Genomic DNA, 26289 nt, shown 5'->3' with positions numbered 1-26289 from the left:
GCCGTGACCATGCACGTCGACCTGAAGATCCTCGACGACCGGCTGCGCGAGCTGCAGCCGGCCTACGCCACGCCCGGCAGCGCCGGGATCGATCTGCGGGCCTGCCTGTCCGCGCCGCTCACCCTGGCCCCGAACGCCTGGGAGCTGGTGCCGACGGGGCTGGCCATCCACCTGGCCGATCCCGGCTACGCGGCGCTGATCCTGCCGCGCTCGGGCCTCGGCCACAAGCACGGGCTGGTCCTGGGCAATCTGGTCGGGCTGATCGACAGCGACTACCAGGGGCAGTTGATGGTCAGTGCCTGGAACCGCAGTCCCGTGCCGTTCACGATCGCCCCGCTGGAGCGCATCGCGCAGCTCGTCATCGTGCCCGTCGTGCAGGCGCAGTTCCGCGTGGTCGAGACGTTCGCCGAGGCGACGGCGCGCGGCGAGGGCGGCTACGGCTCCACCGGGCGCGGCTGACGCCGGCCCATGTGGCCATACCCGGGCCGCGGGCGCGCCGATGCCCGCGGCCTTCCTGCGGCGGATCAGTCGCCGAGTCGCACCTGGAAGAACCCCGTGCCGGCGCTGCCGCGTCCGATCTCGTCGACCGTGGGTTTGCGCACCTCATGCACCTGCAGGCTCAGCCGCAGCGCCATGCCCGCCAGCGGGTGGTTCGCGTCCAGCACCACGTGCTCGGGGTAGATCTCGCTGACGAAGTAGAGCCGGTCGCGCGGGGCGTCGGGCGTGCAGCCGGGGGGCAGTCCCTTGAAGGCCATGCCCACCTCCAGCGCGGCCGGAAAAGCCGAGCGCGGCTCCAGGTAGATCAACTGGTCGTCGAAGTCGCCGAAGGCGTCCTTCGGCTCCAGGTGCAGTTCCACCCGGTCGCCCGGACCTCGGCCCACCAGGGCCCGCTCGATGCTGGCCAACAGGTCGCGGCCGCCAACCAGGAACTCGACCGGTTCGTCCGAGGCGTCGAGCACGTCGCCCAGGGTGTCCTTCAGGGTCCAGCTCAGGCTGGCCACGCAGGGGGGTGCGATTTTCATTGGACAATTGTCCCATGACACGCGCCGTCCGTTCCCCTGCATCACCCACCGCGCCCGTGGCGGCGCTCGATGAACCGCTGGCCCTGCTCGGTGGTCTCTCGGCCGAGCGTTTCATGCGGCGCCATTGGCAGCGGCGTCCGCTGCTGATCCGCCAGGCCGTTGCGGGTTTCCGTCCGCTGCTGTCGCGTGCCGAACTGTTCGGTCTGGCGGCGCGCGAGGATGTCGAATCCCGCGTGATCGAGCAGCACCCCGGGGCGGATGACGCGTCGCAGACCTGGCGGCTGCGGCACGGCCCCTTCGATCCCCGGGCGCGGCGGGGAGCGCACGCGCTGCCGCCGCTGCGCCGGCCCGGCTGGACGCTGCTGGTGCAGGGCGTCGACCTGCACCACGACGGTGTGCATGCGCTGATGCAGCGGTTTCGTTTCGTGCCCGACGTCCGGCTGGATGACGTGATGATTTCGTGGGCCAGCGATGGCGGGGGCGTCGGTCCGCATTACGACAGCTATGACGTGTTCCTGCTGCAGGCCAACGGCCGGCGGCGCTGGCGCATCGGCCGCCAGCGCGACCTGAGCCTGCGCCCCGACCTGCCCTGCAAGATCCTGCAGCGGTTCGAGCCGGAGCAGGAGTGGGTGCTGGAGCCGGGCGACATGCTCTACCTGCCGCCGCGCTGGGCGCACGACGGCGTGGCCGAGGGCGACGACTGCATGACGTACTCGATCGGCTTTCGCGTTCCGCAGCGGGGCGGGCTGGCCGCCGAGCTGGCGCAGCGCCTGGCCGATGATCACGAGGACGAGGCGCTGTACCGTGATCCGCAGCAGCCGGCGACGGCCGAGCCGGCCCGCATCCCGGCCGGGCTGCATGCCTTTGCCCGGGAGGGGCTGCAACGCCTGTTGGCCGACGACCGGGCACTCGCCTGCGCCCTGGGCGAGGTGCTGACCGAGCCCAAGCCCCGGGTCTGGTTCGAGCCCACCGACGCGCCCTGGATCCCCGGGGCGGTGGTGCTGGACCGGCGCACGCGCATGGCGTATGACGACCACCACGTGTTCATCAACGGCGAAGCCCTGATCGCGCGGGGGCGGGACGCCCGGCTGATGCGGCGGCTGGCGGATACGCGCCGGCTGGAGGCCGAGGACGTGCGGCGTGCCAGTGACGATGTCCGCGACGTGCTGGCGCAATGGTTTGCCGCGGGCTGGTTGCACGCCGCTCGCTGAGCGCGGGGCGGACAAGTTCGGTAGCAAACGTTACGATTGCTTACAAGGGAAAACCGTAGGTTGATCCTATAATGAACTTGTTTGGTGCTCGGCACGCCGCCGATGCACACGGACCACAAGTCGCCCCGTGCCGGCGGGGCGACGGATGTGCAACACGGACCCCGGTTTCCCGTTTCGGAATCGACCCAACATGAACAAGACCGCTCTGATCGCCGCTCTGATCGCCGCTGCCGGCCTGGCCGCCTGCGGCAAGAAGGAAGAAGCCCCGGCGCCCGCGCCCGCTCCCGCCGCCGCGCCGGCCCCCGCCGACGCCGCGCAGCAGCCGGCCCAGCAGCCTGCGCAACAGCCCGCCGGCGACCAGGCCCAGCAGCCTGCCGGCGAGCAAAAGCCGCAAGAGCAAAAGCAGTGATGACATCGCCCACCGGGCCTCGGGCCGGTGGGTGGGCATCACGCGCCGGGGTGGCCCCCGGCGGCGCTCAACCGCCCTTCGGGGCGGTTTTGGTTTGACCGCCCTTCGGGGCGGTCTTCGTTTTGGGGCGTGCTCACGGTGCCAGAGCGCTCCCCTGGAGCAGTCGGCGCACCAAGGGGTGCTGCCGCGTGCGCCGGCTCACGATGGCGTGAATGTCTTCCCGCACGCCGTCACAAGCGCCGAGCGGCGCGAGACCCGGGAGCGGCCCCGTGCCGTCCAGACCCAACCGGCTGGCCGGGAACACCCCCAGGCCGCGTGCCGCGAACACCGCCATGAGGGCGCTGTCCTCGAACTCCCCGGCCACGCGCGGGCGCAGGCCGTGATCGTCCAGCCACCGGTCCAGCAAGGGACGCAGCGGCGAGTGGGGCGTCGGCAACAGGACGGGCAGGGTCTGCAGCACCCGAGGAAAGTGCCGCCGGGCATCGGCCGTGACCAGGGTCGCCGGCCCGTACCAGTCGACCGGCGAACTGGCGATGCGCTCGCTGTCGACCGGGAAGGTGGGCAGCGGCGTGGCGGGCTGGCCGGCCAGCACGAGGTCGAGGTGGTGCAGCGCCAGCTCGGCCAACAGGGCTTCGGGCTCCCCCTCGTGGCAGACCAGGTGCAGATCGGGTGTGCCGAGCAGCGGGCGGAGCAAGGCGTGCGCGGCCAGCTTGGACAGCCCGTCGGACAGGCCGACGGCCAGCCGCAGCACGGGTCGGCCGGCGGCCTCGCGGACCGCCTGCGGCAGGGCGTTGCCGATGCGGAAGATGTCGTCCGCCCGCGCAAAGGCGACGCGGCCGGCGTCGGTCAGCGCGACGGTGCGTCCGGCCGGGCGCAGCAGCTGGTGGCCCAGGGCGCGTTCGAGTTCGCGCACCTGGGCGCTGACCGTCTGCACCGCCATGTCCAGGCGCTCGGCCGCGCGGGCAAAGCCGCCTTCGCGCGCGACCATCCAAAAGTAGTACAGGTGGCGGTAGTTGAGCATCTGACGTTTCGGTTTTTTCGAACCGATTATCCGTATCGTCGGTATTTTTTTCGGACGTCGGTGTCGGCATAATCGAGGCTTTTCAGGAATATCCGACCACCGTATGGACGCTTTGCTTGCTTTTGGGGCCGCCGATTTCATGGGCAAACCCGCCTGGATCTGGGTGGTTTTCATCGCCATCGTGATCGCCCTGCTGGTCTTCGACCTGGGCGTGCTGCACCGCGAGCAGCGCGAGATCGGCGTGCGCGAGAGCCTGCTGCTGTCGGCCGGCTACATCACCGCCGGCCTGCTGTTCGGCACCTGGGTGTGGTGGTACCTGGGGGCTGAGAGCGGCATGGCCTACTTCACCGGCTTCCTGATCGAGAAGTCGCTGTCCATGGACAACGTCTTCGTGATCGCGCTGATCTTTGGCTTTCTGGGCATTCCGCGCCCGTACCAGCACCGGGTGCTGTTCTGGGGTATTTTGGGCGTGATCGTTCTGCGTGCGCTGATGATCGGTCTGGGCGCGGCGCTGGTCAAGGAGTTCAGCGGGATCCTGTACGTGTTCGGCGCCTTCCTGGTCATCACGGGGGTGAAGATGTGGTTCGCTGCCGACGAGGAGCCGGACATCGCCCGCAACCCGCTGCTGAGGTTCCTGCGCAAGCGCATGCGCGTGACCGACGGGCTGCGCGGCAACGCCTTCCTGGTGCGCGAGCCGCATCCCGTGACGGGCCAACCCGTGCTGTGGGCGACGCCGCTGCTGCTCGCCCTGGTGCTGGTCGAGGCCGCCGACCTGGTCTTCGCGGTGGACTCGGTGCCCGCGATCTTCGCGATCACCGCCGACCCGTTCATCGTCTACACCAGCAACATCTTCGCGATCCTGGGGCTGCGCGCGCTGTACTTCGCGCTGGCGGCGATGATCCACCGCTTCTACTACCTGAAATTCGCTCTCGCGCTGGTGCTGGTGTTCATCGGCTCCAAGATCTTCCTTGTGGGCATCATCGGCAAGATCCCGGCCGTGATCTCGCTGTCGGTGACCTTCGGCCTGATCGCGGGCGGCGTGCTGTACTCGCTGTGGAAGACGCGCCAGGACGAGGCCGCCCGCGGTGGCCCGCACCGCGTGATGTGACGCCGGCGCGCGGGCCGGCTCAGCCCAGGCGCTTGACCAGCACCTGGCTGCGCCGGTCCCAGTTGTATTTGCGCTTGCGCGCCTCGGGCAGCCAGTCGGGCGGCACCGGCTGGAAGCCGCGCTTGAGGAACCAGTGCATGGTCCGGGTGGTCAGCACGAAGATGCTCTCCAGCCCCATCAGGCGCGCGCGTTGCTCGATGCGCTTGAGCAGCTTTTCGCCGTCACCCTGGCCCTGCGCCTGTGGCGAGACGGTCAGTGCCGCCATTTCGCCGGTGCGGGCCTCGGGGTAGGGGTACAGCGCCGCGCAGCCAAAGATGACGCCGTCGTGCTCGATGATGGTGTAGTTGGCGATGTCGCGTTCGATTTCGGTGCGGCTGCGCTTGACGAGGGTACCGTCTTTCTCGAACGGCTCGATGAGCTGCAGGATCCCACCGACGTCGTCTGGGGTGGCCTCGCGCAGGCTCTCGAGCTTTTCGTCCACCACCATGGTGCCGATACCGTCGTGCACGTACACCTCCAGCAGCAGCGAGCCATCGACCGCAAACGGGATGATGTGGCTGCGCTCGACGCCACCCTTGCAGGCGCACACGCAGTATTGCAGGTAAAAGCCCGGGTCGGTTGGCACGGTCGGCACCGGGGCTTCGGCGAGGATGCGTTCGGCATCGGCCAGCGGCAGTTCGGTGTCGATGGGGTTGTCATCGCCGGGTGGGTCGAACGGCCGCACGCGGATGCCAGGCACCTCGGTCACGAAGATCAGCTTGTCGGCCTGCAACGCCACGGCCACACTCGTGGCCACCTCTTCCATGTTGAGGTTGAACGCCTCGCCCGTGGGCGAAAAGCCAAACGGCGACAGCAGCACCAGGGCACCCATGTCGAGCGCGCGCACGATTCCCGCGGTGTCGACCTTGCGCACCAGCCCGGAGTGCTGGAAGTCGATGCCATCGACGATGCCCACCGGTCGCGCGGTGATGAAGTTGCCCGAAATCACGCGCACCGTGGCCCCAGCCATGGGGGTGTTGGGCAACCCCATGCTGAAGGCGGCTTCGATTTCGAAGCGCAGCTGCCCGGCGGCCTCTTGGGCACAGTCCAGCGCCACCGAATCGGTGATGCGCATGCCGTTGTGGAAGCGGGCAGCGTGCCCCTTGGCGCGCAACTGCTCGTCCACCTGCGGGCGAAAGCCGTGCACCAGCACCACGCGCACGCCCATGCTCTGAATGAGCGCCAAGTCCTGTACCAAATTGGGCAGCTTGCCGGCGGCGATCGCTTCGCCAGGTACCCCGACCACGAAGGTCTGGTGGCGAAATTTGTGGATATAGGGCGCCACCGAGCGGAACCAGGGCACGAAGGTGAAGTGAAAGACGTTGGACATCGGTCGGGCGGTTGGGGTAGAGCGTGCGCAGGCGTGCGGGTGCGTGCAGGATCGGGATAATCGCGCGGTCATGCCACAGAACGAAGTGTGCCATCAGCCGGCCCGAGCGCCGGTGATCGAGTTTCCCGATACGTTGCCGGTATCGGCGCGCCGCGCCGACATCGAGGCCGCGTTGCGCGAGCATCCGGTGGTCGTGGTCAGCGGCGAGACGGGGTCGGGCAAGACCACCCAACTGCCCAAGATCGCGCTGGCCATGGGCCGTGGCGGCGGCCTGGACTGGCAGTCCGGCACAGGGCGGCGCCGGCCGCTGATCGGCCACACCCAGCCCCGGCGGCTGGCCGCCACGTCGGTGGCGGCACGCATCGCGGAGGAGACCCGCACCACGCTGGGTGAGCTGGTGGGCTACCAGATTCGCTTTCACGACCGTGTGCAGCCCAGTGCCGCCATCAAGCTGATGACGGACGGTATTTTGCTCGCCGAGACCCAGCGCGATCCGCTGCTGCGCGCCTACGACACCCTGATCATCGACGAGGCGCACGAGCGCAGCCTCAACATCGACTTTTTGCTCGGGTACGTCAAGCAGCTGCTGCCACGCCGCCCGGACCTCAAGGTCATCATCACCTCGGCCACCATCGACGCCGAACGTTTCGCGCAGCACTTCGCGTCCGCGCGCGGGCCCGCGCCCATCATCCACGTCAGCGGCCGCACCTATCCGGTCGAGATCCGATGGCGCCCGTTCGAAGACAGCCGCGACTATGGGCTGAACGAGGCCATCGCGGATGCCGTGGACGAACTCTGGCGCGGCGGTGCGCACGCGGGCGACATCCTGGTCTTTTTGCCGGGTGAGCGCGAGATACGAGACGCGGCCGACTATTTGCGCCGCCACCTGTCGCACCAGCCCGCGCTGCGCGACACCGAGGTGTTGCCTCTGTACGCCCGGCTGAGCGCCGCCGAGCAAAACCGGATTTTTCACCCCAGTGGCCGACGGCGCGTCGTGCTGGCCACCAACGTGGCGGAGACATCGCTGACGGTACCGGGCATTCGGTATGTGATCGACTCGGGGTTGGCCCGCGTCAAGCGCTACAGCCTGCGCAGCAAGGTCGAGCAGTTGCTCATCGAGCCCATCAGCCAGGCCGCGGCCAACCAGCGCGCCGGCCGCTGCGGCCGCGTGGCCGAGGGCATTTGCATCCGCCTATACGACGAAGCCGACTTTGCCGCGCGGCCGCGCTACACCGATCCGGAGATTCTGCGCTCATCGCTGGCAGGGGTGATCTTGCGCATGAAGGCGCTGGGTCTGGGCGATGTGGAGGCGTTTCCGTTTCTGGAGGCGCCGTCGCGGCGCGCGATCGCGGACGGCTACCAGTTGCTGCAGGAGCTGGGGGCGCTGGACGAGGCGCTGGCGCTGACCCCGCTCGGATGCGAGCTGGCGCGCCTGCCGCTGGACCCGCGCGTGGGGCGCATGATTCTGGCTGCGCGCGACCGTGGCGCGCTGGCCGAGGTGCTGGTGATTGCCAGCGCGCTGAGCGTGCAGGACGTGCGCGAGCGTCCGCTGGAGGCGCAGGCCAAGGCCGACCAGGCGCATGCGGCGTTCGACGACGAACGCAGCGAGTTCGTCGGTATCCTCAAGCTGTGGGACTGGCTGGAGAAAGCTCGCGGCGGTGTGCACGCGCCGGGTGAGCCGCCGACCCACCGGCTGTCCAACCGCCAGTACGAGGCGCTGCTGCGCGAGCGCTTCGTCCACCTGCGCCGGCTGCGCGAGTGGCGTGACATCCACCAGCAACTGCACACCGTGGCCGCCGAGCATGGCTGGAAGCCCAACACCCAGCCCGCGACTTATGAGCAAATCCACCTGAGCCTGCTGGCCGGGCTGCTGGGCAACGTGGGTTGCAAGCACGAGACCGAGGACGTGTACCTGGGGGCGCGCGGCATCAAATTCGTGCCGCACCCGGGCGTGCGGCTAAAAAAACGCCCCGGGCGCTGGGTGCTGTGCGCCGAGCTGGTCGAGACCACGCGCCTGTTCGGGCGCGGCATTGCCACCATCGAGCCGCAGTGGCTGGAGGAGGTGGGCGCGCACCTGATTCGGCGCCAGGTGGGCGATCCGCACTGGGAAAAGCGCAGCGCCGAGGTCGTCGCCAGCGAGCGCGGCACACTCTACGGGCTGACGGTATACAGCCAGCGGCGGGTGTCGTTTGCCCGTATCGACCCCGTGCGCGCGCGCGAGGTCTTCATCCGCGAAGCGCTGGTGGCGGGCCTGACCGAGGATACCTGGGACACACGGTTGCCCTTTTGGTCGCACAACCGGCGCGTGCTGCGCGAGGTGCAGCAGCTCGAGCACAAAGCGCGGCGGCAGGACGTGCTGGTGGACGAGGAGCTGATTTACGCCTTCTACGACCGTCAGATTCCGGCCGACGTGTGTAGCGGGCGGGCGCTGGAGCGCTGGTGGCGTGAAGCGGCGCGTGCGCAGCCGCAGCTGCTGATGCTCAGCCGCGAGGCGCTGATGCGGCACGAGGCGGCGGGAGTGACCTCGCAGGCGTTTCCGCCCGTGCTGCGGCTGGGCGGCGTAGACTGCCGCGTGCACTACCTGCACGAGCCTGGCCACGAGCGCGACGGCGTCACGGTGGATGTGCCGCTGTTCGCGCTCAATCAGGTGTCGGCCGAGCGGGCGGAGTGGCTGGTGCCCGGGATGCTGCGCGAGAAGGTGCTGGCGCTGCTCAAGAGCCTGCCGCAAAAGCCGCGCGCGCGGCTGGTGCCGCTGCCCGAGACCGCGCAGGCGCTGGCCCAAGCCCTGTCAGCACCCGACGTTTGGGCCCGCGGCAGCCTGTTGGATGCCTTGCTGGCCCGTGTGCGCGAGCGCACGGGCTTGCCCGTGCAGCGCACGGATTTCAAGCTCGAGACGTTGCCCCCCCACTTGCTGCTCAACATCCGCGTGCTCGACGAGCACGGGCGCCAGTTGGCCATGGGCCGCGATCTGGCGGCGCTCAAAGCCCAGTGGGGGGCGCAGGCGCGCGGTGCCTTTGCGGCGCTGGCGGCGCTGCGGCTGGGCGAAGGCCCCGCCGAGCAGGCGGCAGCGGGGCGTGAACCCGACGCGCCGAGTGCTGCGACGGCGACGGCGGCGGTCACGGCCAGCGGCAGCGGTCCGTCCCCGCAAGAGGCCGCGCCGACCGGGTGGGATGCCAGCACCCGCTACACGCAGTGGGCGTTTGGCACCTGGCCCGAGTTGATGGAAATCCGGCAGGGCAAGCAAACGCTGATCGGCTACCCCGCCTTGGTGGACGCGGGCGACGCGGTGACGCTGACCGTGGTGGACGAGCCCGAAGTGGCGCAAGCGCAGCACCGGCAGGGGTTGCGGCGTCTGTTTGCGCTGCAGTTGCGCGACACCCTCAAGGGGCTCGAGCGCAGCCTACCCGAGTTGCCGCGCATGGCGGTGTTGTACATGCCGCTGGGCACGCAAGAGGAGCTGCGCGCGCAGATCGTCGATGTGGCGCTGGAGCGGGCGTTTCTATCGCCGCCGTGGCCCAGTGACGAGGCGATATTCGCCCAGCGGCTGCAGGAGGGCCGCAGCCGCTTCGTGCTGATCGCGCAGGAGGTGGCGCGGCTGGCCGCGCAGGTGCTCACCGAATGGGCAGCGGCGCAGCGCAAGTTGCGCGACGCCAAGCCGCCGGCCGCCACCGCAGCTGACGAGCAAGCGCACCTGCAACGTCTGGTGGGCAAGCGCTTTTTGCTCGAGACGCCCTGGGAGCAGTTGGTGCACCTGCCGCGCTACCTGAAAGCGGTGCAGATGCGGTTGGACAAGTGCCGCGCCGACCCGGCGCGCGATGCGGCCCGCATGAGCGAATTGCACCCGCACGAGCAGCGCTTCTGGCGCCTGGTGGCCGAGCGCAAGGGCCGAATCGAGGGCCGGCTGGCCGAGCTGCGCTGGATGTTGGAGGAGTGGCGCGTCAGCCTGTTTGCCCAAGAGCTGCGCACACCGTACCCGGTGAGCGCCAAGCGGCTGGACAAGGTGTGGGCACAGATCGGCACCAACCCGTAGCGCTGCCGCTGCGGGGCGCACGCGACACGGGCGTCACAGCCGCGCCAGCCGTTGCAGGGCCGCGTCCAGCGTCTCGTCGCGTTTGGCAAAGCAAAAACGCACCAGCCCCTGGTTGCGCCCGTCGCCGTAGAAGGCCGACAGCGGAATCGCGGCCACCCCCACCTCACGCGTGAGCCACTCGCAAAAGGCGGCCTCGTCCAGTTGGCGCTCGGGCACGGCCAACGCCTGGTAGTCCACGCACTGGAAGTAGGTGCCCTCGCACGGCAGCAGCGCAAAGCGCGTGCGCGCCAGCCCCGCGCGGAAGCGGTCGCGCTTGGCCTGGTAGAAGGCACTCAACCCCAGGTACGGCGCCGGATCGGCGAGGTAGGCCGCCAGGCCGTGCTGCATCGGGGTGTTGACGGTAAAGACGTTGAACTGGTGCACCTTGCGGAACTCGGCCATCAGCGGCTCGGGCGCGAGCGCGTAGCCAACCTTCCAGCCGGTGACGTGATAGGTCTTGCCAAAGCTGGAGACGATGAGCGTGCGCGCCGCCAGTCCGGCGTGGGTGGCCAGGCTGTGGTGCGCCTGTCCGTCGTACACCATGTGCTCGTACACCTCGTCGCTGACGATCCAGGTGTCGGTGCCCTCGACGCAGGCCCACAGGCGCTGCAGGTCGTCGGCGCGCCACACGGTGCCGCTGGGGTTGTGCGGCGTGTTGACGATGATGGCCCGGGTGCGCGGGGTGAGCGCGGCGCCCAGGCGGTCGAAATTGGGCCGCAGCGTCCCGGCCGCGAGCGACACCCGCACCGGCGTGCCGCCGGCCAGTTCGATCGCGGGCACGTAGCTGTCGTAACACGGCTCGAGCACGACCACTTCGTCGCCGGGGTGCACCAGCGCGAGGATGGCGGTCAGCAGCGCCTGTGTGGCGCCCGTCGTCACCGTGATCTCGCTGGTCGGGTTGTAGCGGCGGCCATACAGCGCCTCGACCTTGCGCGCAATGCCCTCGCGCAGCGCGGGCACACCCGTCATCGGCGGGTACTGGTTGCGGCCCGCCTGCATGGCCTCGGTGACAGCCTGGGGCAGGCGGGGGTCGCAGTCGAAGTCGGGGAACCCCTGACCCAGGTTGACCGCGCCGCACTCCTGCGCCAGCGCGGACATGACGGTAAAGATGGTGGTGCCGACGTGGGGCAGCCGACTGGCCAGCGCAGGGGAGCGGGGCGGTGGGGAAAGCGGTGCGGTGTTCATGGTCGCGGGGGCGTCGGGCGTCAGAGCTAGTCGTCGTGGCCGCCACCTTCCATCGCGCGCAGGATCAGGTCGCGCGAGAGGCGGTCACTCAGGAATTCGGCAAAGCGCAGCACGAACTGGCGCAAGTAAGCGCCACGTTTGAAAGCCACCCGCGCCACGTTGTGCCCGAACAAGTAGCCCGCAGGGCGGGCGATCAGCTCGGGCGTGCGTTCGTCACCCTGCACCGCCATTTCGGCCACGATGCCCACGCCCATGCCGAGTTTGACGTAGGTTTTGATGACGTCCGAGTCGATCGCCTCCAGCACGATCTGGGGGCTCAAGCCCCGTTGCGCGAAGGCGTGGTCGATGCGCGTGCGGCCGGTGAACGTCGGGTGGTAGGTGATCAGCGGGTATGCAGCCAGGTCTTCCAGGCCGATGCGCTCGCGCTCGAGCAGCGGGTGGCCGGGTGGCAGCACCAGCGCGTGCTGCCACTCATAACAGGGCAGAGTGACGAGGTCGTCGTATTGGGAGAGCGACTCGGTGGCGATGCCGATGTCGGCTGCGTCTTCCAGCACCCAGCGTGCCACCTGATCGGGCGCGCCCTGGTGCAGCGTCACCGCCACCTTGGGATACGCCTGGCGCAGGCGCGCCACCGCCGGCGGCAGCACGTAGCGCGCTTGGGTGTGGGTGGTGGCGATCGACAGCGTGCCGCTGTCCTGGGCGGCGTACTCGTTGCCGATACGCTTGAGGTTTTGCACTTCGCGCAGGATGATCTCGATGCTGCGCACCACGTGCTGGCCAGGCTCGGTCAGCCGCTTGATGCGTTTGCCGTGGCGGGCAAAGATATCGATGCCGAGTTCGTCCTCCAGCTCGAGGATGGCCTTGGATACCCCGGGCTGTGAGGTGTGGAGCGCGCGCGCCGCCTCGGTCAGGTTGAGGTTGCGTCGCACGGCCTCCAGCACGAAGCGAAACTGATGCAGATTCACGGCAGTTGGACTCCTCAGCGTCAGCGACGCAGCACCAGCCACGCAAACGCTGCCAGCGACAGCAGCGAATACAGCGCCGATGGTGCTGCGGCGGCCAGCCACGGCTGCCAGCCCTGCAGGTTGCCGATGTGGCCGAACACGCTGTTGACCAAAAAGAAGCTGATGCCGATCAGGATGCCGGCAAAGACGTACGCCGACAGGCCCTGGTCGCGGAAATGTAGGTAGGCGAACGGGAGTGCCAACACCACCATCACCACGCAGCTCAAGGGGTAGAACAGTTTGCGCCAGAACTCGATTTCATAGCGCTGCGTGGTCTGCTCGTTGGCCTGCAAGTGTTGCACATACTGAAACAGATCCAGCGTGCGCATGCGCTCGGGCTTGAGCAAGGCGACGGTGAGCATGTCGGCGCTCAGTGTCGAGGGCCAGTCCAGCATGGGCAGGGTCTCGCGCAAGGTGCGCTGCGGGTCGTCGAAGCGCTGCCGCTCGACGTCACGCAGCCGCCAAACCCCCGCCTCGGCGTCGATCGAGCCACTGGCCGCACGCACCGTCTGTTGCACGCGCCCGCGGTCGTCGAAGACAAAGAGCCGAATGCCCTGCAATTCGCCGTTGGGGGCGAGGGCACGCACGTTGACCGAGGTGTGGGTGCCCTCTGCGCGCTCGCGCAGCCAGGCGCCCGTCTGGCCGATGCTGATACCACCGCGGAACTGTGCTTTGAACAACTGCGCCTGCCGCTCGGCCCAAGGGGCGACGTAGTCGCCCACGGCAAAGGTCACGAGCGCAAACAGCACCCCCAGCAACGCCACCAGGCGCAGCGCGAGCCCTGGCCCCAGTCCGCTGGTGCGCAACACGGTGAATTCCGACCCTTGCGCCAGCCGTGCCAGCGCGTAGACGGTGCCGATCAGCACCGCGATGGGCATCAGCTCGTACAGGCGGCTCGGCAGTAGCAGCGCCACGTGCAGCAGCGCATCGGCGATCGTGTAGCGCTCGCCCGGCTGCAGCAGCGATGGCCGCCCCAGCCCCGACAGCTCATCGATCAGGTCGAAAAACGAAAACAGCGCGAGAAATGCCAGCAGCACGAAGGCCACCGCGATCAGGATCTCGCCGTAGACGAGGCGGCGCACCGTCTTCATGCCGCCGCCTCCGCCAGGCGCGAGCGCCGTACGCGTAGCCACCAGGGCTGCTCGCGGTGCGCCATCCACAGCAGCGCGCCCAGCGCCACCCCCCCGTGTAACACCGCCATGAAGGCCAGCGCGCCGACGCGCTCGCGCGCAATCCAGTCCTTGCCCACGCCCAGCAGGTTGTAGTAGGTCACGAAGGCGAGCAGCATGAACAACAAGTTGCCGCTCTTGCCGACCCGGGGGTTGGCGGCCGCCACCGCCACCGCCAGCAGCACCAGGTTGATGGCGCTCAGCAGTAGCCCGGCGCGCCAGGCCAGCTCGCCGCGGCTGCCCGCCGATCCGTCGCGGATCAAGGCCAGCGTCGGCTGGGTGCTGCGTCGGCCGCTGTCGCCGCTGGCCGCCCCGCCGGTGCGCACGCGCACCCAGTACGACTCGAATTCACTGATTTGCAGCCCGTCGGTCTGGTGGGCCGGGGGTTGCCACAGCCGCTGGCCGTCGCGCAGCACCAGGTAGGTGACGCCGTCCTCGACCACGATGCGCCCGCTGCGGGCCGAGACGATGGTCTCGCTGCCGTCGGGCTCGGTGCTGGCAATGAAGACGTTGCGCCCCTCGCGGACCGCCGACGCGCCGGTGCCCGCATCACCGCCCGTGGGCGGGTCGCGGTCGATGAAAAATACCCGGCGTCCGCCGCTGGATTCCTGAAACTGGCCCGGCGCCACGCGGTCCAGGTCGCCGCGTTGTTCGTAGCGGCTGCGCAGCTCGTCACGCTGCTGCTGGGCCCAGGGTGCCACGAGCGCCGTCAGGACCCCCACCGCCAGCCACACCGGCCACGCAAAACGCACCACGGGGACCAAAAAGCGTGCCAGCCCCACACCGCTCATGTGCCAAATGACCATCTCGCTGTCGCGGTACATGCGCGACAGCGTCCCCACCACGGCCACGAACAGCGCCACCGTCAGCACCGGCCCCAGTTGGCCCAACATGCCATAGGTCAAGAACAGGGCCAGCGCCTGCGGGTCCACTTCGCCCCGGCTGGCTTGGCCAAGGGTGCGCACCGTCAGCATCGTGACGACGACGGTCAGCATCACCACCAGCGCGGCGCCAAAGCCGCGGGCGAGCTCGCGGCGGATCGTGGATTCGAATAACATCGACGGCAGATCTCGAGGACACCCCGCATTATGGACTTCCAACTACAGACCCTCACTCGACACCAGGCCGCATCGATGGATGCCGACGCCTTGCTCGTGTTGTGGCCCGATGCCGCCGACGAGGCCGACGCCGCGCAGGTCGATGTGCTGTCGGCCTGGGCGCGCCAGGCGCTGGCCGACGGCGACCTGGCACGCGAGCCGGGCCAATGGCTGGCCGCGCACCGCCTGCCGGGCGTGCGCCCGCGGCGCGTAGTGCTGGTGCGCTGCGGCGATGGCAGCGCGCGCCGTGTGCGGCAGGCGGTGGCCGCCGCCTGGGGCGCGATCAAAGCTGGCGCGCCCGTGCGTTCGCTGCTGTTGCACGCCGGTGGCCTGTCGTTGGCCGCGTTGCAGGCGGCCGTGCAAGCGCTGGCGGCGGCATCGTATCGCTACACGACGACGCTGTCGGCGCCGAAGGCGCGCACGCTGGCGAGCGTGACCGTTGGCGTCGACGACGCACGGCCGGCGCGCGCCGCCTTCGACGAAGCGGTGGCCATCGTTCATGGTCAGGAGCTGGCCAAGGAGTGGGCCAACCGGCCCGCCAACCATGCCACGCCGACCGCCTTGGCCGACGCCGCGCAGGCGCTGCAGGGCCGGGGCATCGACGTGGAAGTCCTCGGGCCCAAAGAAGTGGCCAAGCTCGGCATGGGGGCGTTTTTGGCCGTCGCGCAGGGCTCGGAGCAGCCGTTGCGTTTCATCATCTTGCGCTACCGCGGGGCGGCGAAGGCGCAGGCACCCGTGGTGCTCGTCGGCAAGGGCATCACCTTCGACACCGGCGGCATCTCGCTCAAGCCCGCGGCCGAGATGGACGAGATGAAATTCGACATGAGCGGGGCCGCCAGTGTGCTGGGCACGTTCGAGGTGCTGGCGCGCTTGCGCCCGGCCATCAACGTCGTGGGACTGATTCCCGCCTGCGAGAACATGCCCAGCGGGCGCGCCGTCAAACCCGGGGACGTCGTGCGCAGCCTCAGCGGGCAGACGATCGAAATCCTCAACACCGATGCCGAGGGGCGGCTCATCCTGTGTGACGCCTTGACGTATGCGCAGCGCTTCCAGCCGCGCGCCATCATCGACGTCGCGACCCTGACCGGGGCTTGCGTCATCGCCCTGGGGCATGTGCGCACGGGGGTATTTGCCAGCGATGACGCGCTGGCCGAGGCGCTGCTGCGGGCCGGCGAGGCAGCCGGCGACGTGGGCTGGCGCCTGCCGCTCGACGATGAGTACGCCGAGGCGTTGCAGTCGTCGTTTGCCGACGTGGCGAACGTAGGCGGGCGCCCTGCGGGCGCGGTGACGGCGGCCAAGTTTCTGCAGCGCTTCGTCGGCACCACGCCCTGGGCGCACCTGGACATCGCCGGCACGGCCTGGAAAAGCGGCAAGGACAAAGGCGCCACGGGGCGGCCCGTGCCGTTGTTGGCGCGCTACTTGCTCGACGAGGCAGCGCGGGGCGCGCCCGATGCCGCCGTGCCGGCCCGCCGGCGCGGTGGCCGGCGTACCGGTTGACCGGAGGCCAATGCGATGGACGTGGCGTTTCACCTCAACGTGCCGGCGGCCTGGCCGCAGCGCAGCGCCTACCTGTGCCGCCTGCTGGCCAAAGCCTATGAAGCAGGGGTGCGCGTGTGGGTGGTGGTGGCGCCCGACGAGGTGACGGCCCTCGACCAGGCTTTATGGACGTTGCCCGCGGATGATTTCGTGCCCCACGTGTGCGCCGATGCGCCGCCGGTGCTGCGCCAGCGCGCCCCGATCGTGATCGCGGCGCCCACCGATACCGTGGAGGGGGAGCGCGCCGTGCTTGTCAACGCGCAGCCGCAGTGGCCGACGGTGCTCGATGCGCCGCGTGGATGGGCGCGCGTGGTGGAGGTGGTCTCCACCGACGAGGACGACAAGGCGGCGGCGCGTCAACGCTGGCGCCGCTACCAGGCCATGGGGTGCACGCTGGTGGCACACGACCGTTTGCGGCGCGCCGCCAGCGCACCGGCGGAGGCACCATCGTGACGCCGTCGGGGCGCCAGCCGCCGCCCGTCGTGCCGACGCTGACCGACGTCGTTCCGCACCTCTCGGATGCGGCCGCACCGCTGGTGGGTGACGGGCAGCCGCCAGCGGGCGAGGCCTCGGCCCTGGTTGTCTCGCGTGGGGTATCAGAGCCAGACCCCGCGCTGGTCGACGAGCTGACCGACCGCGTCATGGCGGCTCTGTTGCCGCGGCTGCAGGCACGCGTTGCCGAGGCGCTACAGGCCTGGGTCCTCGCCCAGTTGGAGACAGGTGCGCGCACCATTGCCGATGCCGTGCGCGACGAAATCGCCCAAGACGTGCGACGAGCCATCGTCAGCGCATTAGGGACAACCCGTAGATGACGGGGCAGACCCTACCTGTCGGGTCCCGGATGATTGGTTGCTGCATAATCGACGAGGCCTGCTGATGGGCCGCGAGGTGCTGCGGGCCGTGCTGGCAAGATCATCCGTCCGGGAGGCGTAGCATGCTGATCACCTTGCACAAGAATGCCACCACCACGCCGGCCGTGCGCGCGGCCATCCAGCAGTCCTCGGCCAGCGACTACGAGCTGGCCCGGCAATACGGCGTGAGCCGCCAGACGATCCGGCGCTGGCGCAAGCGCGACAGCGTGTTTGACGCCAGCCACACCCCGCACCGGCTGCAGACCACGCTCAATGCCGCGCAGGAAGAGTTGGTGATCTATCTGCGCACGCAGCTGAGGCTGTCGCTGGACGATCTGCTGGCGGTGGTGCGTGAATTCATCGAACCTGGCATGAGCCGCTCGGCGCTGGACCGGCTGCTGCGCCGACGAGGCCATTCGCGCCTGCCGGCCCCGGAGGTCCCTGCGCGCGCGTCCAAGCCCTTCAAGGCCTATGAGCCGGGCTATGTGCACCTGGACGTGAAGTACCTGCCGCAGATGGCCGATGAGACGGCCCGGCGCTACGTCTTCGTGGCCATCGACCGGGCCACGCGTTGGGTGTTCATCGCCATCAAGAGCCACAAGACGGCCGCAGCGGCCAAATCCTTCCTCAACGCGCTGCACAAGGCCGCGCCGTTCAAGATCCACACCCTGCTCACCGACAACGGCCGTGAGTTCACCGACCGCCAGTTCGGCTCCAAAGCCAAGGACGCCTCGGGGCAGCATGCGTTCGACGCCCTGTGCGAAGCCCTGGGCATCGAGCATCGCTTGACCCGGCCGAAGTCGCCGCAGACCAACGGCATGGTCGAGCGATTCAACGGGCGCCTTGAGCAGGTGCTGCGCTCGCACCACTTCAACAGCGCCCAGGACCTGGCCACCACGCTGCACCGCTACGTGTGGCTGTACAACGAGCACCTGCCCCAGAAGGCTCTGCAGCACCTCACGCCCCTCCAGGCCATGAAACGATGGCGCAGCTCCCATCCGCATCTGTTCTCAAAACAGGTTAGGAATCATCCGGGACCCGACACCTACCCCCGAGCGGATAGGGCGGTTGTTTTTCGTGTATCGTAAAGGCCTGCGCGAAAAGTTCCGTGTTGCGCAATCCGTTCAACCGTTTTTTGACAAGGGTCACCATGCAACTGCAATACAAACTGGCCATCGTCGCTGCCGCTGCCATCGCCCTGGCTGCCTGCGGCAAGAAGGAAGAAGCCAAACCCGCCGCCACCTCTCAAGGTCCTGCGGTCGAACAATTGGTCGTCAAGATCGGTCACGTCGGTCCCACCAGTGGTCCCATCGCCCACCTGGGCAAGGACAACGAAAACGGTGCCCGCATGGCCATCGAGGAGCTCAACGCGGCGGGTATCCAGATCGAAGGCAAGCCGGTCAAGTTCGAGCTGCTGGCTGAAGACGATGCGGCGGATCCGAAGCAAGGGACGGCGGCGGCCCAGAAGCTGGTCGACGCCAAGGTCAACGGCGTGATCGGCCACCTCAACAGTGGCACCACCATCCCCGCGTCGCAGATTTACAACGCCGCGGGCATCCCGCAGATCTCGCCGTCGGCGACCAACCCCAAGTACACCCGCCAGGGTTTCAACAACGTTTTCCGCATGGTGGCGGATGACACGCACCTGGGCCGCACGCTGGGTCGCTATGCGGTTGAGAAGCTCGGCGCCAAGAAGATCGCCGTCATCGACGACCGCACCGCCTACGGCCAGGGCGTGGCCGACGAGTTCGAAAAAGGCGTCAAGGCCGCTGGCGGTGAAATCGTCGATCGCGAGTTCACCAACGACAAGGCCACCGACTTCAACGCCATCCTGACCAAGATCAAGGCCAAGAAGCCCGACGTGGTGTTCTTCGGTGGTATGGACGCCGTGGCCGGCCCGATGCTCAAGCAAATGAAGCAGCTCGGCATCAACGCCAAGCTCATGGGCGGCGACGGCATCTGCACGTCCGAGCTGCCCAAGCTGGCGGGCGACGGCATGGCCGACGAGCAGGTGTACTGCGCGGAAGCGGGTGGCGTTGAGGGCGAGCAAAAGGCCGGTATGGAGAAGTTCCGCGCCGACTACAAGGCCAAGTTCGACATGGATGTCCAGGTGTATGCCCCGTACGTCTACGACGCCGTGCACGTGATGGCCAAGGCCATGCAAAACGCCAACTCCGCCGATCCGGCCAAGTACCTGCCTGCGCTCAAGGCCATCAGCCACAAGGGCGTGACCGGTCAGATCGAGTTCGACGAGAAGGGTGACATCAAGAATGGCGCGTTGACGCTGTACACCTACAAGGGTGGCCAGCGTTCGGAAATCGCCGTGATTCGCTGATCACGCGTTTGCGCTGGACCATGAAAAACCCCGCTGCGGCGGGGTTTTTTCTTGTGCGCCCGGCACGGGCGCACTCTTGTGGGTGAAAGTCCCACCGTAAGTTGATCACAGCGAACGAAGCGAAGCGCAACTGCATGAGGGCGACCGAGTGTGGGGAGGAAGCGTGGAGCGAAACTGCGAGCCGATGGACAAGAACCGGATAGAAGGCGCTGCCGAGCAGGGCGAGCGGGCATGAATCCGCGAAGCTCTCGTGATCAAGGCGAAGCGGCGTAAATCCGGCGGTTGTGCAGTGAAGGAGTGCGTTCTTACCCGGGGAGATCTCGCCTTATGCCTGAAAGGGCGACGTGGTGACACGGAGCGAGAAGTCAGCAGAGGCCATAGTAGCTGCCAGTCGTGGGCGAAGGGCCGAACGAGAAGGAGTGCTTGAGACCATGTCGATGCTGGAAGCAAGGCGTCAGAAGTCTGCGCAAGCAGAGCGGGCGGGGGTAGCGCACGGTGAAGCCGGGCGGGAACCTGTCAGCGACGAAGCGGCCGGCCCGCGACGGGACACCGAGAGCACAGGGCCGGGACTGCTGCAAGCGGTTCTGGCGAGAGAGAACCTGCGGCGAGCATGGAAGAGAGTCAAAGCCAACAAAGGCGCAGCCGGCGTGGATGGGCTGGACATTGACCAGACCGCCCGCCATCTGGTGACGGCGTGGCCATTGATTCGGGAACAACTGCTGCAGGGGAGGTACCGGCCCAGTCCGGTACGACGGGTAACGATCCCGAAGCCGGACGGTGGCGAGCGCGAGCTCGGCATTCCGACGGTCACGGATCGGCTGATCCAGCAAGCACTGCTGCAAGTGCTGCAACCGCTACTTGACCCGACATTCAGCGAGTGCAGCTACGGCTTCCGGCCGGGCCGACGAGCCCACGACGCGATACTGGCGGCGCAGGGCTACATCCAGTCCGGACGGAAGATCGTGGTTGATGTCGATCTGGAGAAATTCTTTGATCGAGTCAACCACGACATCCTCATCGACCGCCTACGGAAACGCATCGACGATGCTGGAATCATTCGGCTGATACGGGCGTACCTGAACAGCGGCATCATGAGCGATGGCGTAGTGTTTGAGCGGTATCAAGGCACGCCGCAAGGTGGGCCGCTGTCGCCGCTGCTGGCGAATGTGATGCTGGACGAAGTGGATAAGGTACTGGAGAAGCACGGCCACTGCTTTGCGCGCTATGCCGACGACTGCAACGTCTATGTCCGTAGTCGGAAAGCTGGCGAACGGGTCATGGCGCTGCTGCGCAAGTGTTACGGCAAGCTGAGGCTCAAGATCAATGAAGCCAAGAGTGCGGTGGCCAGCGTCAAGGGAAGGAAGTTCTTGGGCTACAGCTTCTGGTTTGGCAAGGAGGGCGTCAAGCGCAGGGTGGCCGACAAGCCGATGGCGACGTTCAAGCAGCGGGTGAGGCAACTGACCCGGCGCTCAGGCGGACGCAGCATGGCGGAGGTCATTGAGCGACTGAAACCTTATCTGTTGGGATGGAAAGCCTACTTTGGGCTGGCGCAAACACCGGGCGTCTGGCGATCGCTGGACGAATGGCTGCGCCACCGACTACGGGCGATCCACCTCAAGCACTGGAAGCGGGGTAGCACGATCTACCGGGAACTGCTCAACCTAGGCGCGTCCGAACACGTGGCAAAGCGGGTGGCAGGCAATTCCCGCTGCTGGTGGCGGAATAGCGCGGGCGAGCTCAACCGGGTGCTGACCATTGCCTACTTCGACAAACTTGGCGTTCCCCGTCTCTCATGACCTCAACTTCTCGAACCGCCCGGTGCGGACCCGCATGCCGGGTGGTGTGGGAGGGGCCCGGTCAGGTATCCTGACCGCCCCTATCTCGATGCGTCGCCGCCGGCCGCATGGGCTGCCGGCGTGCGGTGTCGATCAGGACAGGTGGGTGCTGATGATCTTGGTCATCTCGAACATCGACACCTGCGGCTTTTTGAGCACGGCCTTGAGCTTGGCGTCCGCGTTGATCATGCGCTTGTTGGCGGCGTCCTGCAGCTTGTTCTTTTTGATGTATTCCCACACTTTCTTGGTCACCTCGGTGCGCGGCAGCGGCTTGGCGCCCACGATGGCCGCCAGCTCGGCGCTGGGCGTCATCGGCTTCATGAACGCCGAGTTGGCGGCGCGCTTGGGCGCAGCAGCGGGCTTGGCGGTCTTGGTCGCGGGCTTGGACGTGGTGGTGGCAGCTTTTTTCGCAGTGGCCATGGAAGATTCCTTTGGTTGGTTGCGTGCTCGGCCACGAAGTGCAGCGGGCACCCCGTGGATGATCGCATCGTAACCCCAAAGAGGGGGTTTTTCCAGTGTGGCGCGTGCGTTTCAGTCCGGAGGGTGGGTTTTCCCGGGGGCATGGCGCCGCGGGCGTTGCGTGGCGCAGACGCCTGGGTGACCTCGTCTATGATCGGCAGGGTTGTGATGCGGCATGTTTCGGGAGATGTGATGACCTCGATCGCCTTTTCCACCTGCGATCTGTGTGATGCCCACAAGGGGGACAGCAGCGGTGAGTTCCGGGTGCTACCGCCCGTGTTTCGGGATTTCGGCGGTGTCGTGCGCTTCGCCGGGCCGGTGAGCACCGTCAAATGCCACGAGGACAACAGCCTGGTCAAAGCCGCGCTCGATGAGCCCGGCCAAGGCCGCGTGCTGGTGGTCGATGGCGGGGCGTCGCTGCGGCGGGCCCTTGTCGGCGGCAATTTGGCAGCAGCGGCGGCGCGCAACGGCTGGGCGGGCATCGTCGTCGACGGCTGTGTGCGCGACGTGGCCGAGCTGGCCGCTTGCGCGGTGGGCATTCGCGCGTTGGCCGCACACCCATTGCCCACTGACAAGCGCGGGCAGGGCCAGCGTGATGGTCCCGTGTTGGTGCAAGGGGTGATGATTCGGCCCGGTGAGTGGCTCTATGCCGATGAGGATGGTGTGGTGGTCGCGCCTCAACCGCTCCACGCGCGGTAGGCCATCGCCGCCGCCAGCGCGTACAGCATGAAAGCAAAGGCGCGTTTGAGCGTGCGCACCGGCAGCGCGTGCGCCACGCGCACGCCCATGGGGGCCATCAGCACACTTGCACTTGCAATCACAGCCAAGGCTGGCAGATAGATGTAGCCCAGCGAGCCTGGCGGGCGCCCGGCCACGTTCCACCCCGACCAGACGTAGCCGACGCCATTGGCCAGCGCGATGGGAAAGCCCAAGGCCGCACTGGTGGCCACGGCCTGGTGCATGGCCACGTTGCACCACGTCATGAACGGCACACTGATGAAGCCACCCCCCGCGCCCACCAAGCCGGACAGAAAGCCGATGGCGCCGCCCGCGGCGAGCTGCCCCGCCGGGCCGGGTAGCCCGCGACCAGGGCTTGGCGGGTGCGCGCGCAGCATTTGCGTGGCCGAAAACGCGACGAACCCGGCGAACAGCAGCGCCAACCAGCGGCCCTGCAATACGCGGAACACACCGGCGCCGGCCAGCGCAGCGCCAAGGACGATGCCGGGTGCCAGCCGGACCACCAGATCCCAGCGCACGGCCCCGCGTCGGTGGTGCGCGCGCACGCTGGAGAGCGACGTGAAGACGATGGTCGCCATCGACGTCGCAATCGCCATTTTCACCGCCAGATCGGTGGCCACGCCCCGATGGTGCAGGATGAAGGTGAGAAACGGCACCATCAACATGCCGCCGCCAATGCCCAACAGTCCTGCCAAAAAACCCGTCACCAGCCCCAGGGCGACGAGCTCGGCGATCAACAACGGTTCCAGCATTTCGAGGGGAGGGCGCCGCCAGCACCGCCGGGGGTGGCAGCACCGCCGTCAAGGTGTGGCGTGAGGGGAAATCAGCGAGGGTGTCTGCCAAGCCGCCAGGCCGGCATCCTGAACGCGGGGGTTCAGGTGGGCGAGGGCAGCGCAGCTTCGGGTTCGTCTGACGCGAGACGATCACGCCCACTGCGCAATGTACCAAGCCCGGGCTCTAAGAGCATTGGTTCAAGGAATATAAAGCCCGGCGGATGGCAGACGTTTCGTATTGTACGCCTCGGTTGGGGTGTCGGGAGCACCTGACGCGGTGGCTGGCCGCGCCGAGAATCACAGCAGCCGGTCGTCGTCGGACAGCGCCGCATCGATGCGCGCCACCATGGTCCGCAGTGCCTCTTCGGTTCCTGCGGGCAACGCTGCGCTGTCGCCGCCGTCCGCACCATCGGGCGCGCCGAACGACGAGTTCCGAAACGCCAGTGCCGGATCCCGATGGGCGGCGTCGAAGGCGATGTTGAGCGCCGCCAGCACCGCGATACGGTCCCGCGCCTTGACCTTGCCGGCGTCGCGGATGCGGCACATCGCCGCGTCCACCTTGGCCACCGCCTCGCGCAGCGCCTCTTCACCGTCCACCGGGCAGGCCAGCAGGTAGGTCTGGCTCATGATTTGGACCTCGACCTGTTTGATGGAGGGTTTGTTCATGGCGCGTCCTCTGCGGAGCCCAGGCGTGCGATCAGCGCATCGAGTCGCTGGCGAGCCGCTGCGCACTGGGCGTGCAACTGGTCGCGCTCCAGCGTCAAGCGCCGTACCTCTTGCTGCAGCAGGGCCTGCGTGCGCCGCAGCTCCTCGTACCGCAGCAGCAAGCGGTCGAGGCGCTGGGCCAGTTCTTCGATGATCGCGGGTGTCATGACCCACGAATTGTAGGGTTGGCGTAAGCCTTCGCACTACAATCGTTGCAAGTTGGTGCTCGCGGCATGGTTCTCGTGCCGCAGTTAAACGGGAAGCTGGGGGGACTGCCGGCCTGCGGCGGGGTCCTAACCAGCGCTGCCCCCGCAACGGTAAGTGGACGGGTGCGTGTCGCGCACGTATCCCGCTTTCGCCCGTCGGTCACTGGATGCCTGGCATCTGGGAAGGCCCGCGAAGGTTGCTTCCACCAGCCCGGATACCGGCCAACGCGGTGATCGGCTCGACGCAGTCGGGCGGATCGTGACGTCCACGCACCGTCGGGGAAGGCGGTGAGGACACGTTCGTTTGGTTCGTGCTTTCATGAAAACGCCTCTCGCGCGCGCCGCCGCGGCTGCGCTCGTACCTGCCCTGCCGGTGGGTGCCTTGTTGTGTGTACCCCTGGCCCATGCGGCCGATGACACCCCGGCTGGGGCCGGCCCGTCCCTGGGGGCGGTGGTGGTTAGTGCCACCCGCTCGCAGCAGCCCATCACCGACGTGATCGCCGATGTGACGGTGATCGACCGCGACACGATCGAGCGCAGCGGCGCCGCCGCGCTGGCCGATGTCCTGGCGCGGGTGCCGGGTGTCACCATCAGCCGCAACGGCGGACCGGCCACGACGACAAACGTCTACCTGCGCGGCGCCGAGGGCCGTTTCACCGCGGTGTTCATCGACGGGGTGCGCATCGATTCGCAATCCACCGGCGGGGCCACCTGGAATGCGATCCCGCTGTCGCAGGTGGACCGGATCGAGGTGCTGCGCGGCCCGGCTGCGGCCATCTATGGCTCGGATGCGTTGGCCGGGGTCGTGCAGATCTTCACGCGGCAGGGCGAGGCCGGGTTCTTCCCCTCGGTGCGGGTGGGGCTGGGCAGTCAGGACACGCGCACGCTCGGGGTGTCGCTGCGCGGTGGCGCCGAGGGCGTGGACTATGCGGTGGGCGTGGGGACCGAGCGCAGCGACGGCTTCAATGTCCGCCCGCTGGGCAACCCGGACCGCGACGGCTACCGCAACGAAAACCTGTCCGGCCGCATTGGCTGGCAGGTGGCCCCCGGGCAGAAACTGGACGTGACGCTGCTGGACAGCCGTCAGCGCGCCGATTACGACGGATTCACGCCCGGGCTGGACGACCAGAGCCTGCACCGCCTGCGCACGGCCGGGCTGCACTGGACGGCGCAGTGGAGCGATGTCTGGTCCACCCGCGCCAGTCTGACCCGCGGCACCGACCGCTACGAGACGACGCCGTCGCCGTACCTGACCGAGACGCGCGTGACCACCGCGCTGCTGCGCAACGAAGTGCGGCTGGGCCAGGGCCTGATGACGGTCGATCTGGAGCGGCGCGAGGATGCGCTGCAAAACCGCAGCACCACGCCGGCCCGCACCGACCGCCACCAGAACGCCCTGGCCGTGGGTTACGGCTGGCGGTCGGGGCCGCACAACCTGCAGGTCAATGCGCGCCACGACGACGACAGCGAATTCGGCGGCCAGTCCACCGGGCTGCTGGCCTATGGCTATGACGTCAGCCGCACGCTGCGCCTGACGGCGTCGGCGGGTACGGCGTTCCGGGTGCCGACGCTGTTTCAGCGCTTCAGCATCTACGGCACGCCGGACCTGAAGGCCGAGACCGCGCACAACGTCGAGGCCGGTGTGCACTGGCAATCCGGCACGGACCGCCTGGCCGTGGTGGTCTACCGCAACCGCGTGCGCGACCTGATCGACTACGTCAGTGGGCCGGGGCCCTGCATCAACGGGGCCGGGACGTATCCCGGCTGCTACGGCAATGTCGGGCGGGCCCGCATCACGGGGGTGACGTTCAGCGGCGGCACCCGGGTCGGTGCGGTCAACCTGGGCGGCTCGTGGGACGTGATGCGACCCAAGAATGCGTTGACGGACAAGTGGCTGGCGCGCCGCGCGCGGTCGCAGGCGACCCTGACGGCCGACACCGCGCTGGCCGGCTGGCGCCTGGGTGGCGAGGTGCAATACGTGGGCGAGCGCTACAACAACGCGGCCAACACCCAGCGGCTGCCTGGGTACACCCTGCTCAACCTGACGGCCGAGCGGCCGCTGGGGCGCGACTGGCGCTTGCTCGCGCGCATCGACAACGCGACCGATCGCGCCTACGAATCGGTGCTGGGCTATGCCACGGCGGGCCGCACGGTGTTCGTCGGCCTGACCTGGGCCCCACGCTGAGG

The 26289-nt window shown here is 68.2% G+C and carries 24 protein-coding genes and 1 riboswitch; of the genes, 13 read left to right on the top strand and 11 right to left on the bottom strand.

The window, feature by feature from the left end; translation table 11 throughout:
- Nucleotides 1-9 precede the first annotated feature (9 nt).
- Nucleotides 10-459 carry a dUTP diphosphatase gene (dut, locus tag ACPYIS_RS12625; RefSeq protein WP_424858992.1) on the top strand — a complete coding sequence of 150 codons (450 nt, stop codon included), beginning with the start codon at nucleotides 10-12 and terminating at the stop codon, nucleotides 457-459.
- Between the two features lie 65 nt (nucleotides 460-524).
- Here dut and ACPYIS_RS12620 read toward each other — a convergent pair whose 3' ends face one another.
- Nucleotides 525-1022, bottom strand: a complete 498-nt coding sequence (locus ACPYIS_RS12620; protein ID WP_424858993.1) for an FKBP-type peptidyl-prolyl cis-trans isomerase — start codon at nucleotides 1020-1022, stop codon at nucleotides 525-527.
- Between the two features lie 14 nt (nucleotides 1023-1036).
- Here ACPYIS_RS12620 and ACPYIS_RS12615 point away from each other — a divergent pair, with 14 nt between their 5' ends.
- Both ACPYIS_RS12615 and ACPYIS_RS12610 read left to right on the top strand, forming a co-directional pair.
- The gene (locus ACPYIS_RS12615) at nucleotides 1037-2233 is read left to right on the top strand and encodes a JmjC domain-containing protein (protein ID WP_424858994.1); all 1197 of its coding nucleotides are present in this window, start codon (nucleotides 1037-1039) and stop codon (nucleotides 2231-2233) included.
- 190 nt (nucleotides 2234-2423) lie between these two features.
- Nucleotides 2424-2642: a hypothetical protein gene (locus ACPYIS_RS12610; RefSeq protein WP_043701810.1), complete on the top strand. Its 219-nt coding sequence runs from the start codon at nucleotides 2424-2426 to the stop codon at nucleotides 2640-2642.
- Between the two features lie 133 nt (nucleotides 2643-2775).
- Here the strand turns inward: ACPYIS_RS12610 and ACPYIS_RS12605 are convergent, their stop codons facing one another.
- Nucleotides 2776-3663 carry a LysR family transcriptional regulator gene (locus ACPYIS_RS12605; protein ID WP_043701812.1) on the bottom strand — a complete coding sequence of 296 codons (888 nt, stop codon included), beginning with the start codon at nucleotides 3661-3663 and terminating at the stop codon, nucleotides 2776-2778.
- Nucleotides 3664-3766: 103 nt separating this feature from the next.
- Between ACPYIS_RS12605 and ACPYIS_RS12600 the strand changes: the two genes are divergently transcribed.
- Nucleotides 3767-4771 (top strand): TerC family protein, encoded by a 1005-nt coding sequence (locus tag ACPYIS_RS12600; RefSeq protein ID WP_043701815.1) that lies wholly within the window; start codon nucleotides 3767-3769, stop codon nucleotides 4769-4771.
- A 19-nt stretch (nucleotides 4772-4790) separates the two neighbouring features.
- Here ACPYIS_RS12600 and argA read toward each other — a convergent pair whose 3' ends face one another.
- Nucleotides 4791-6140 carry an amino-acid N-acetyltransferase gene (gene argA, locus ACPYIS_RS12595; protein WP_424858995.1) on the bottom strand — a complete coding sequence of 450 codons (1350 nt, stop codon included), beginning with the start codon at nucleotides 6138-6140 and terminating at the stop codon, nucleotides 4791-4793.
- A gap of 70 nt (nucleotides 6141-6210) precedes the next feature.
- Here argA and hrpA point away from each other — a divergent pair, with 70 nt between their 5' ends.
- On the top strand, nucleotides 6211-10170 hold the full coding sequence (hrpA, locus tag ACPYIS_RS12590; protein WP_424858996.1) for an ATP-dependent RNA helicase HrpA: 3960 nt from the start codon (nucleotides 6211-6213) through the stop codon (nucleotides 10168-10170).
- A gap of 33 nt (nucleotides 10171-10203) precedes the next feature.
- Here hrpA and ACPYIS_RS12585 read toward each other — a convergent pair whose 3' ends face one another.
- Genes ACPYIS_RS12585 through lptF form a run of 4 tightly spaced genes read right to left on the bottom strand, consistent with a single transcriptional unit; the run spans nucleotide 10204 to nucleotide 14625 of the window.
- Nucleotides 10204-11394: a pyridoxal phosphate-dependent aminotransferase gene (locus tag ACPYIS_RS12585; RefSeq protein WP_424858997.1), complete on the bottom strand. Its 1191-nt coding sequence runs from the start codon at nucleotides 11392-11394 to the stop codon at nucleotides 10204-10206.
- Between the two features lie 26 nt (nucleotides 11395-11420).
- Nucleotides 11421-12359, bottom strand: coding sequence for a CysB family HTH-type transcriptional regulator (locus tag ACPYIS_RS12580; RefSeq protein WP_424858998.1), 939 nt, complete (start codon nucleotides 12357-12359; stop codon nucleotides 11421-11423).
- Nucleotides 12360-12379: 20 nt separating this feature from the next.
- A complete protein-coding gene (gene lptG, locus ACPYIS_RS12575) occupies nucleotides 12380-13489 on the bottom strand; it encodes an LPS export ABC transporter permease LptG (RefSeq protein WP_424858999.1) in 1110 nt (369 codons plus the stop codon).
- Complete coding sequence (lptF, locus tag ACPYIS_RS12570; RefSeq protein WP_424859000.1) at nucleotides 13486-14625, bottom strand: LPS export ABC transporter permease LptF; 1140 nt, start codon at nucleotides 14623-14625, stop codon at nucleotides 13486-13488. The genes lptG and lptF overlap by 4 nt, the downstream gene beginning before the upstream one ends.
- 30 nt (nucleotides 14626-14655) lie before the next feature.
- Here lptF and ACPYIS_RS12565 point away from each other — a divergent pair, with 30 nt between their 5' ends.
- The 6 genes from ACPYIS_RS12565 to ltrA all read left to right on the top strand — a co-directional run bounded on the left by ACPYIS_RS12565 (nucleotide 14656) and on the right by ltrA (nucleotide 21182).
- On the top strand, nucleotides 14656-16161 hold the full coding sequence (locus ACPYIS_RS12565) for a leucyl aminopeptidase (RefSeq protein ID WP_425973655.1): 1506 nt from the start codon (nucleotides 14656-14658) through the stop codon (nucleotides 16159-16161).
- Between the two features lie 15 nt (nucleotides 16162-16176).
- The gene (locus tag ACPYIS_RS12560; protein WP_424894553.1) at nucleotides 16177-16653 is read left to right on the top strand and encodes a DNA polymerase III subunit chi; all 477 of its coding nucleotides are present in this window, start codon (nucleotides 16177-16179) and stop codon (nucleotides 16651-16653) included.
- Nucleotides 16650-17012 carry a hypothetical protein gene (locus ACPYIS_RS12555; protein ID WP_424894554.1) on the top strand — a complete coding sequence of 121 codons (363 nt, stop codon included), beginning with the start codon at nucleotides 16650-16652 and terminating at the stop codon, nucleotides 17010-17012. Before ACPYIS_RS12560 ends, ACPYIS_RS12555 begins: the two co-directional genes overlap by 4 nt.
- Before the next feature lie 122 nt (nucleotides 17013-17134).
- Nucleotides 17135-18139 carry an IS481 family transposase gene (locus ACPYIS_RS12550; RefSeq protein ID WP_424894555.1) on the top strand — a complete coding sequence of 335 codons (1005 nt, stop codon included), beginning with the start codon at nucleotides 17135-17137 and terminating at the stop codon, nucleotides 18137-18139.
- 62 nt (nucleotides 18140-18201) lie between these two features.
- Nucleotides 18202-19386: a branched-chain amino acid ABC transporter substrate-binding protein gene (locus ACPYIS_RS12545; protein WP_425973654.1), complete on the top strand. Its 1185-nt coding sequence runs from the start codon at nucleotides 18202-18204 to the stop codon at nucleotides 19384-19386.
- Nucleotides 19387-19817: 431 nt separating this feature from the next.
- Nucleotides 19818-21182, top strand: a complete 1365-nt coding sequence (ltrA, locus tag ACPYIS_RS12540; RefSeq protein ID WP_424859842.1) for a group II intron reverse transcriptase/maturase — start codon at nucleotides 19818-19820, stop codon at nucleotides 21180-21182.
- Nucleotides 21183-21314: 132 nt separating this feature from the next.
- Here ltrA and ACPYIS_RS12535 read toward each other — a convergent pair whose 3' ends face one another.
- Nucleotides 21315-21641 carry an SWIB/MDM2 domain-containing protein gene (locus ACPYIS_RS12535; RefSeq protein WP_424859005.1) on the bottom strand — a complete coding sequence of 109 codons (327 nt, stop codon included), beginning with the start codon at nucleotides 21639-21641 and terminating at the stop codon, nucleotides 21315-21317.
- Between the two features lie 231 nt (nucleotides 21642-21872).
- Here ACPYIS_RS12535 and rraA point away from each other — a divergent pair, with 231 nt between their 5' ends.
- Nucleotides 21873-22379, top strand: coding sequence for a ribonuclease E activity regulator RraA (rraA, locus tag ACPYIS_RS12530; protein ID WP_424859006.1), 507 nt, complete (start codon nucleotides 21873-21875; stop codon nucleotides 22377-22379).
- Here rraA and ACPYIS_RS12525 read toward each other — a convergent pair.
- From ACPYIS_RS12525 to ACPYIS_RS12515, 3 genes are all read right to left on the bottom strand, one after another.
- Nucleotides 22358-23170 carry a sulfite exporter TauE/SafE family protein gene (locus tag ACPYIS_RS12525; RefSeq protein ID WP_424859007.1) on the bottom strand — a complete coding sequence of 271 codons (813 nt, stop codon included), beginning with the start codon at nucleotides 23168-23170 and terminating at the stop codon, nucleotides 22358-22360. The two genes, rraA and ACPYIS_RS12525, sit on opposite strands and share 22 nt — an antisense overlap.
- Nucleotides 23171-23488: 318 nt before the next feature.
- Nucleotides 23489-23842, bottom strand: a complete 354-nt coding sequence (locus ACPYIS_RS12520; protein ID WP_299020440.1) for a cell division protein ZapA — start codon at nucleotides 23840-23842, stop codon at nucleotides 23489-23491.
- 11 nt (nucleotides 23843-23853) lie between these two features.
- Entirely contained in the window at nucleotides 23854-24063 is a 210-nt protein-coding gene (locus ACPYIS_RS12515) for a DUF904 domain-containing protein (protein ID WP_424859008.1), read from the bottom strand.
- Nucleotides 24064-24100: 37 nt separating this feature from the next.
- Nucleotides 24101-24343: riboswitch (cobalamin riboswitch) on the top strand.
- Between the two features lie 78 nt (nucleotides 24344-24421).
- Between ACPYIS_RS12515 and ACPYIS_RS12510 the strand changes: the two genes are divergently transcribed.
- On the top strand, nucleotides 24422-26287 hold the full coding sequence (locus ACPYIS_RS12510) for a TonB-dependent receptor domain-containing protein (RefSeq protein ID WP_425973653.1): 1866 nt from the start codon (nucleotides 24422-24424) through the stop codon (nucleotides 26285-26287).
- The last annotated feature ends 2 nt before the right edge of the window (nucleotides 26288-26289 follow it).

The sequence above is a fragment of the Tepidimonas sp. HKU78 genome (genome assembly GCF_049860815.1).
Classification (GTDB): domain Bacteria; phylum Pseudomonadota; class Gammaproteobacteria; order Burkholderiales; family Burkholderiaceae_C; genus Tepidimonas.
The sequence above is the reverse complement of the archived record's forward strand: the minus strand, read 5'-3'. Positions and strand labels throughout refer to the sequence as shown.

Excerpts from the sequence above, each read along its gene's own strand:
- ACPYIS_RS12525 (WP_424859007.1), bottom strand. The coding sequence starts at position 23,170 with ATGCTGGAACCGTTGTTGATCGCCGAGCTCGTCGCCCTGGGGCTGGTG.
- ACPYIS_RS12620 (WP_424858993.1), bottom strand. The coding sequence starts at position 1,022 with ATGAAAATCGCACCCCCCTGCGTGGCCAGCCTGAGCTGGACCCTGAAG.
- ACPYIS_RS12615 (WP_424858994.1), top strand. The coding sequence starts at position 1,037 with ATGACACGCGCCGTCCGTTCCCCTGCATCACCCACCGCGCCCGTGGCG.
- ACPYIS_RS12585 (WP_424858997.1), bottom strand. The coding sequence starts at position 11,394 with ATGAACACCGCACCGCTTTCCCCACCGCCCCGCTCCCCTGCGCTGGCC.
- dut (WP_424858992.1), top strand. The coding sequence starts at position 10 with ATGCACGTCGACCTGAAGATCCTCGACGACCGGCTGCGCGAGCTGCAG.
- ACPYIS_RS12545 (WP_425973654.1), top strand. The coding sequence starts at position 18,202 with ATGCAACTGCAATACAAACTGGCCATCGTCGCTGCCGCTGCCATCGCC.
- argA (WP_424858995.1), bottom strand. The coding sequence starts at position 6,140 with ATGTCCAACGTCTTTCACTTCACCTTCGTGCCCTGGTTCCGCTCGGTG.
- ACPYIS_RS12605 (WP_043701812.1), bottom strand. The coding sequence starts at position 3,663 with ATGCTCAACTACCGCCACCTGTACTACTTTTGGATGGTCGCGCGCGAA.
- ACPYIS_RS12515 (WP_424859008.1), bottom strand. The coding sequence starts at position 24,063 with ATGACACCCGCGATCATCGAAGAACTGGCCCAGCGCCTCGACCGCTTG.
- ACPYIS_RS12610 (WP_043701810.1), top strand. The coding sequence starts at position 2,424 with ATGAACAAGACCGCTCTGATCGCCGCTCTGATCGCCGCTGCCGGCCTG.
- lptF (WP_424859000.1), bottom strand. The coding sequence starts at position 14,625 with ATGTTATTCGAATCCACGATCCGCCGCGAGCTCGCCCGCGGCTTTGGC.
- ltrA (WP_424859842.1), top strand. The coding sequence starts at position 19,818 with ATGTCGATGCTGGAAGCAAGGCGTCAGAAGTCTGCGCAAGCAGAGCGG.
- hrpA (WP_424858996.1), top strand. The coding sequence starts at position 6,211 with ATGCCACAGAACGAAGTGTGCCATCAGCCGGCCCGAGCGCCGGTGATC.
- ACPYIS_RS12560 (WP_424894553.1), top strand. The coding sequence starts at position 16,177 with ATGGACGTGGCGTTTCACCTCAACGTGCCGGCGGCCTGGCCGCAGCGC.
- ACPYIS_RS12565 (WP_425973655.1), top strand. The coding sequence starts at position 14,656 with ATGGACTTCCAACTACAGACCCTCACTCGACACCAGGCCGCATCGATG.
- ACPYIS_RS12550 (WP_424894555.1), top strand. The coding sequence starts at position 17,135 with ATGCTGATCACCTTGCACAAGAATGCCACCACCACGCCGGCCGTGCGC.
- ACPYIS_RS12535 (WP_424859005.1), bottom strand. The coding sequence starts at position 21,641 with ATGGCCACTGCGAAAAAAGCTGCCACCACCACGTCCAAGCCCGCGACC.
- ACPYIS_RS12600 (WP_043701815.1), top strand. The coding sequence starts at position 3,767 with ATGGACGCTTTGCTTGCTTTTGGGGCCGCCGATTTCATGGGCAAACCC.
- lptG (WP_424858999.1), bottom strand. The coding sequence starts at position 13,489 with ATGAAGACGGTGCGCCGCCTCGTCTACGGCGAGATCCTGATCGCGGTG.
- ACPYIS_RS12510 (WP_425973653.1), top strand. The coding sequence starts at position 24,422 with ATGAAAACGCCTCTCGCGCGCGCCGCCGCGGCTGCGCTCGTACCTGCC.
- rraA (WP_424859006.1), top strand. The coding sequence starts at position 21,873 with ATGACCTCGATCGCCTTTTCCACCTGCGATCTGTGTGATGCCCACAAG.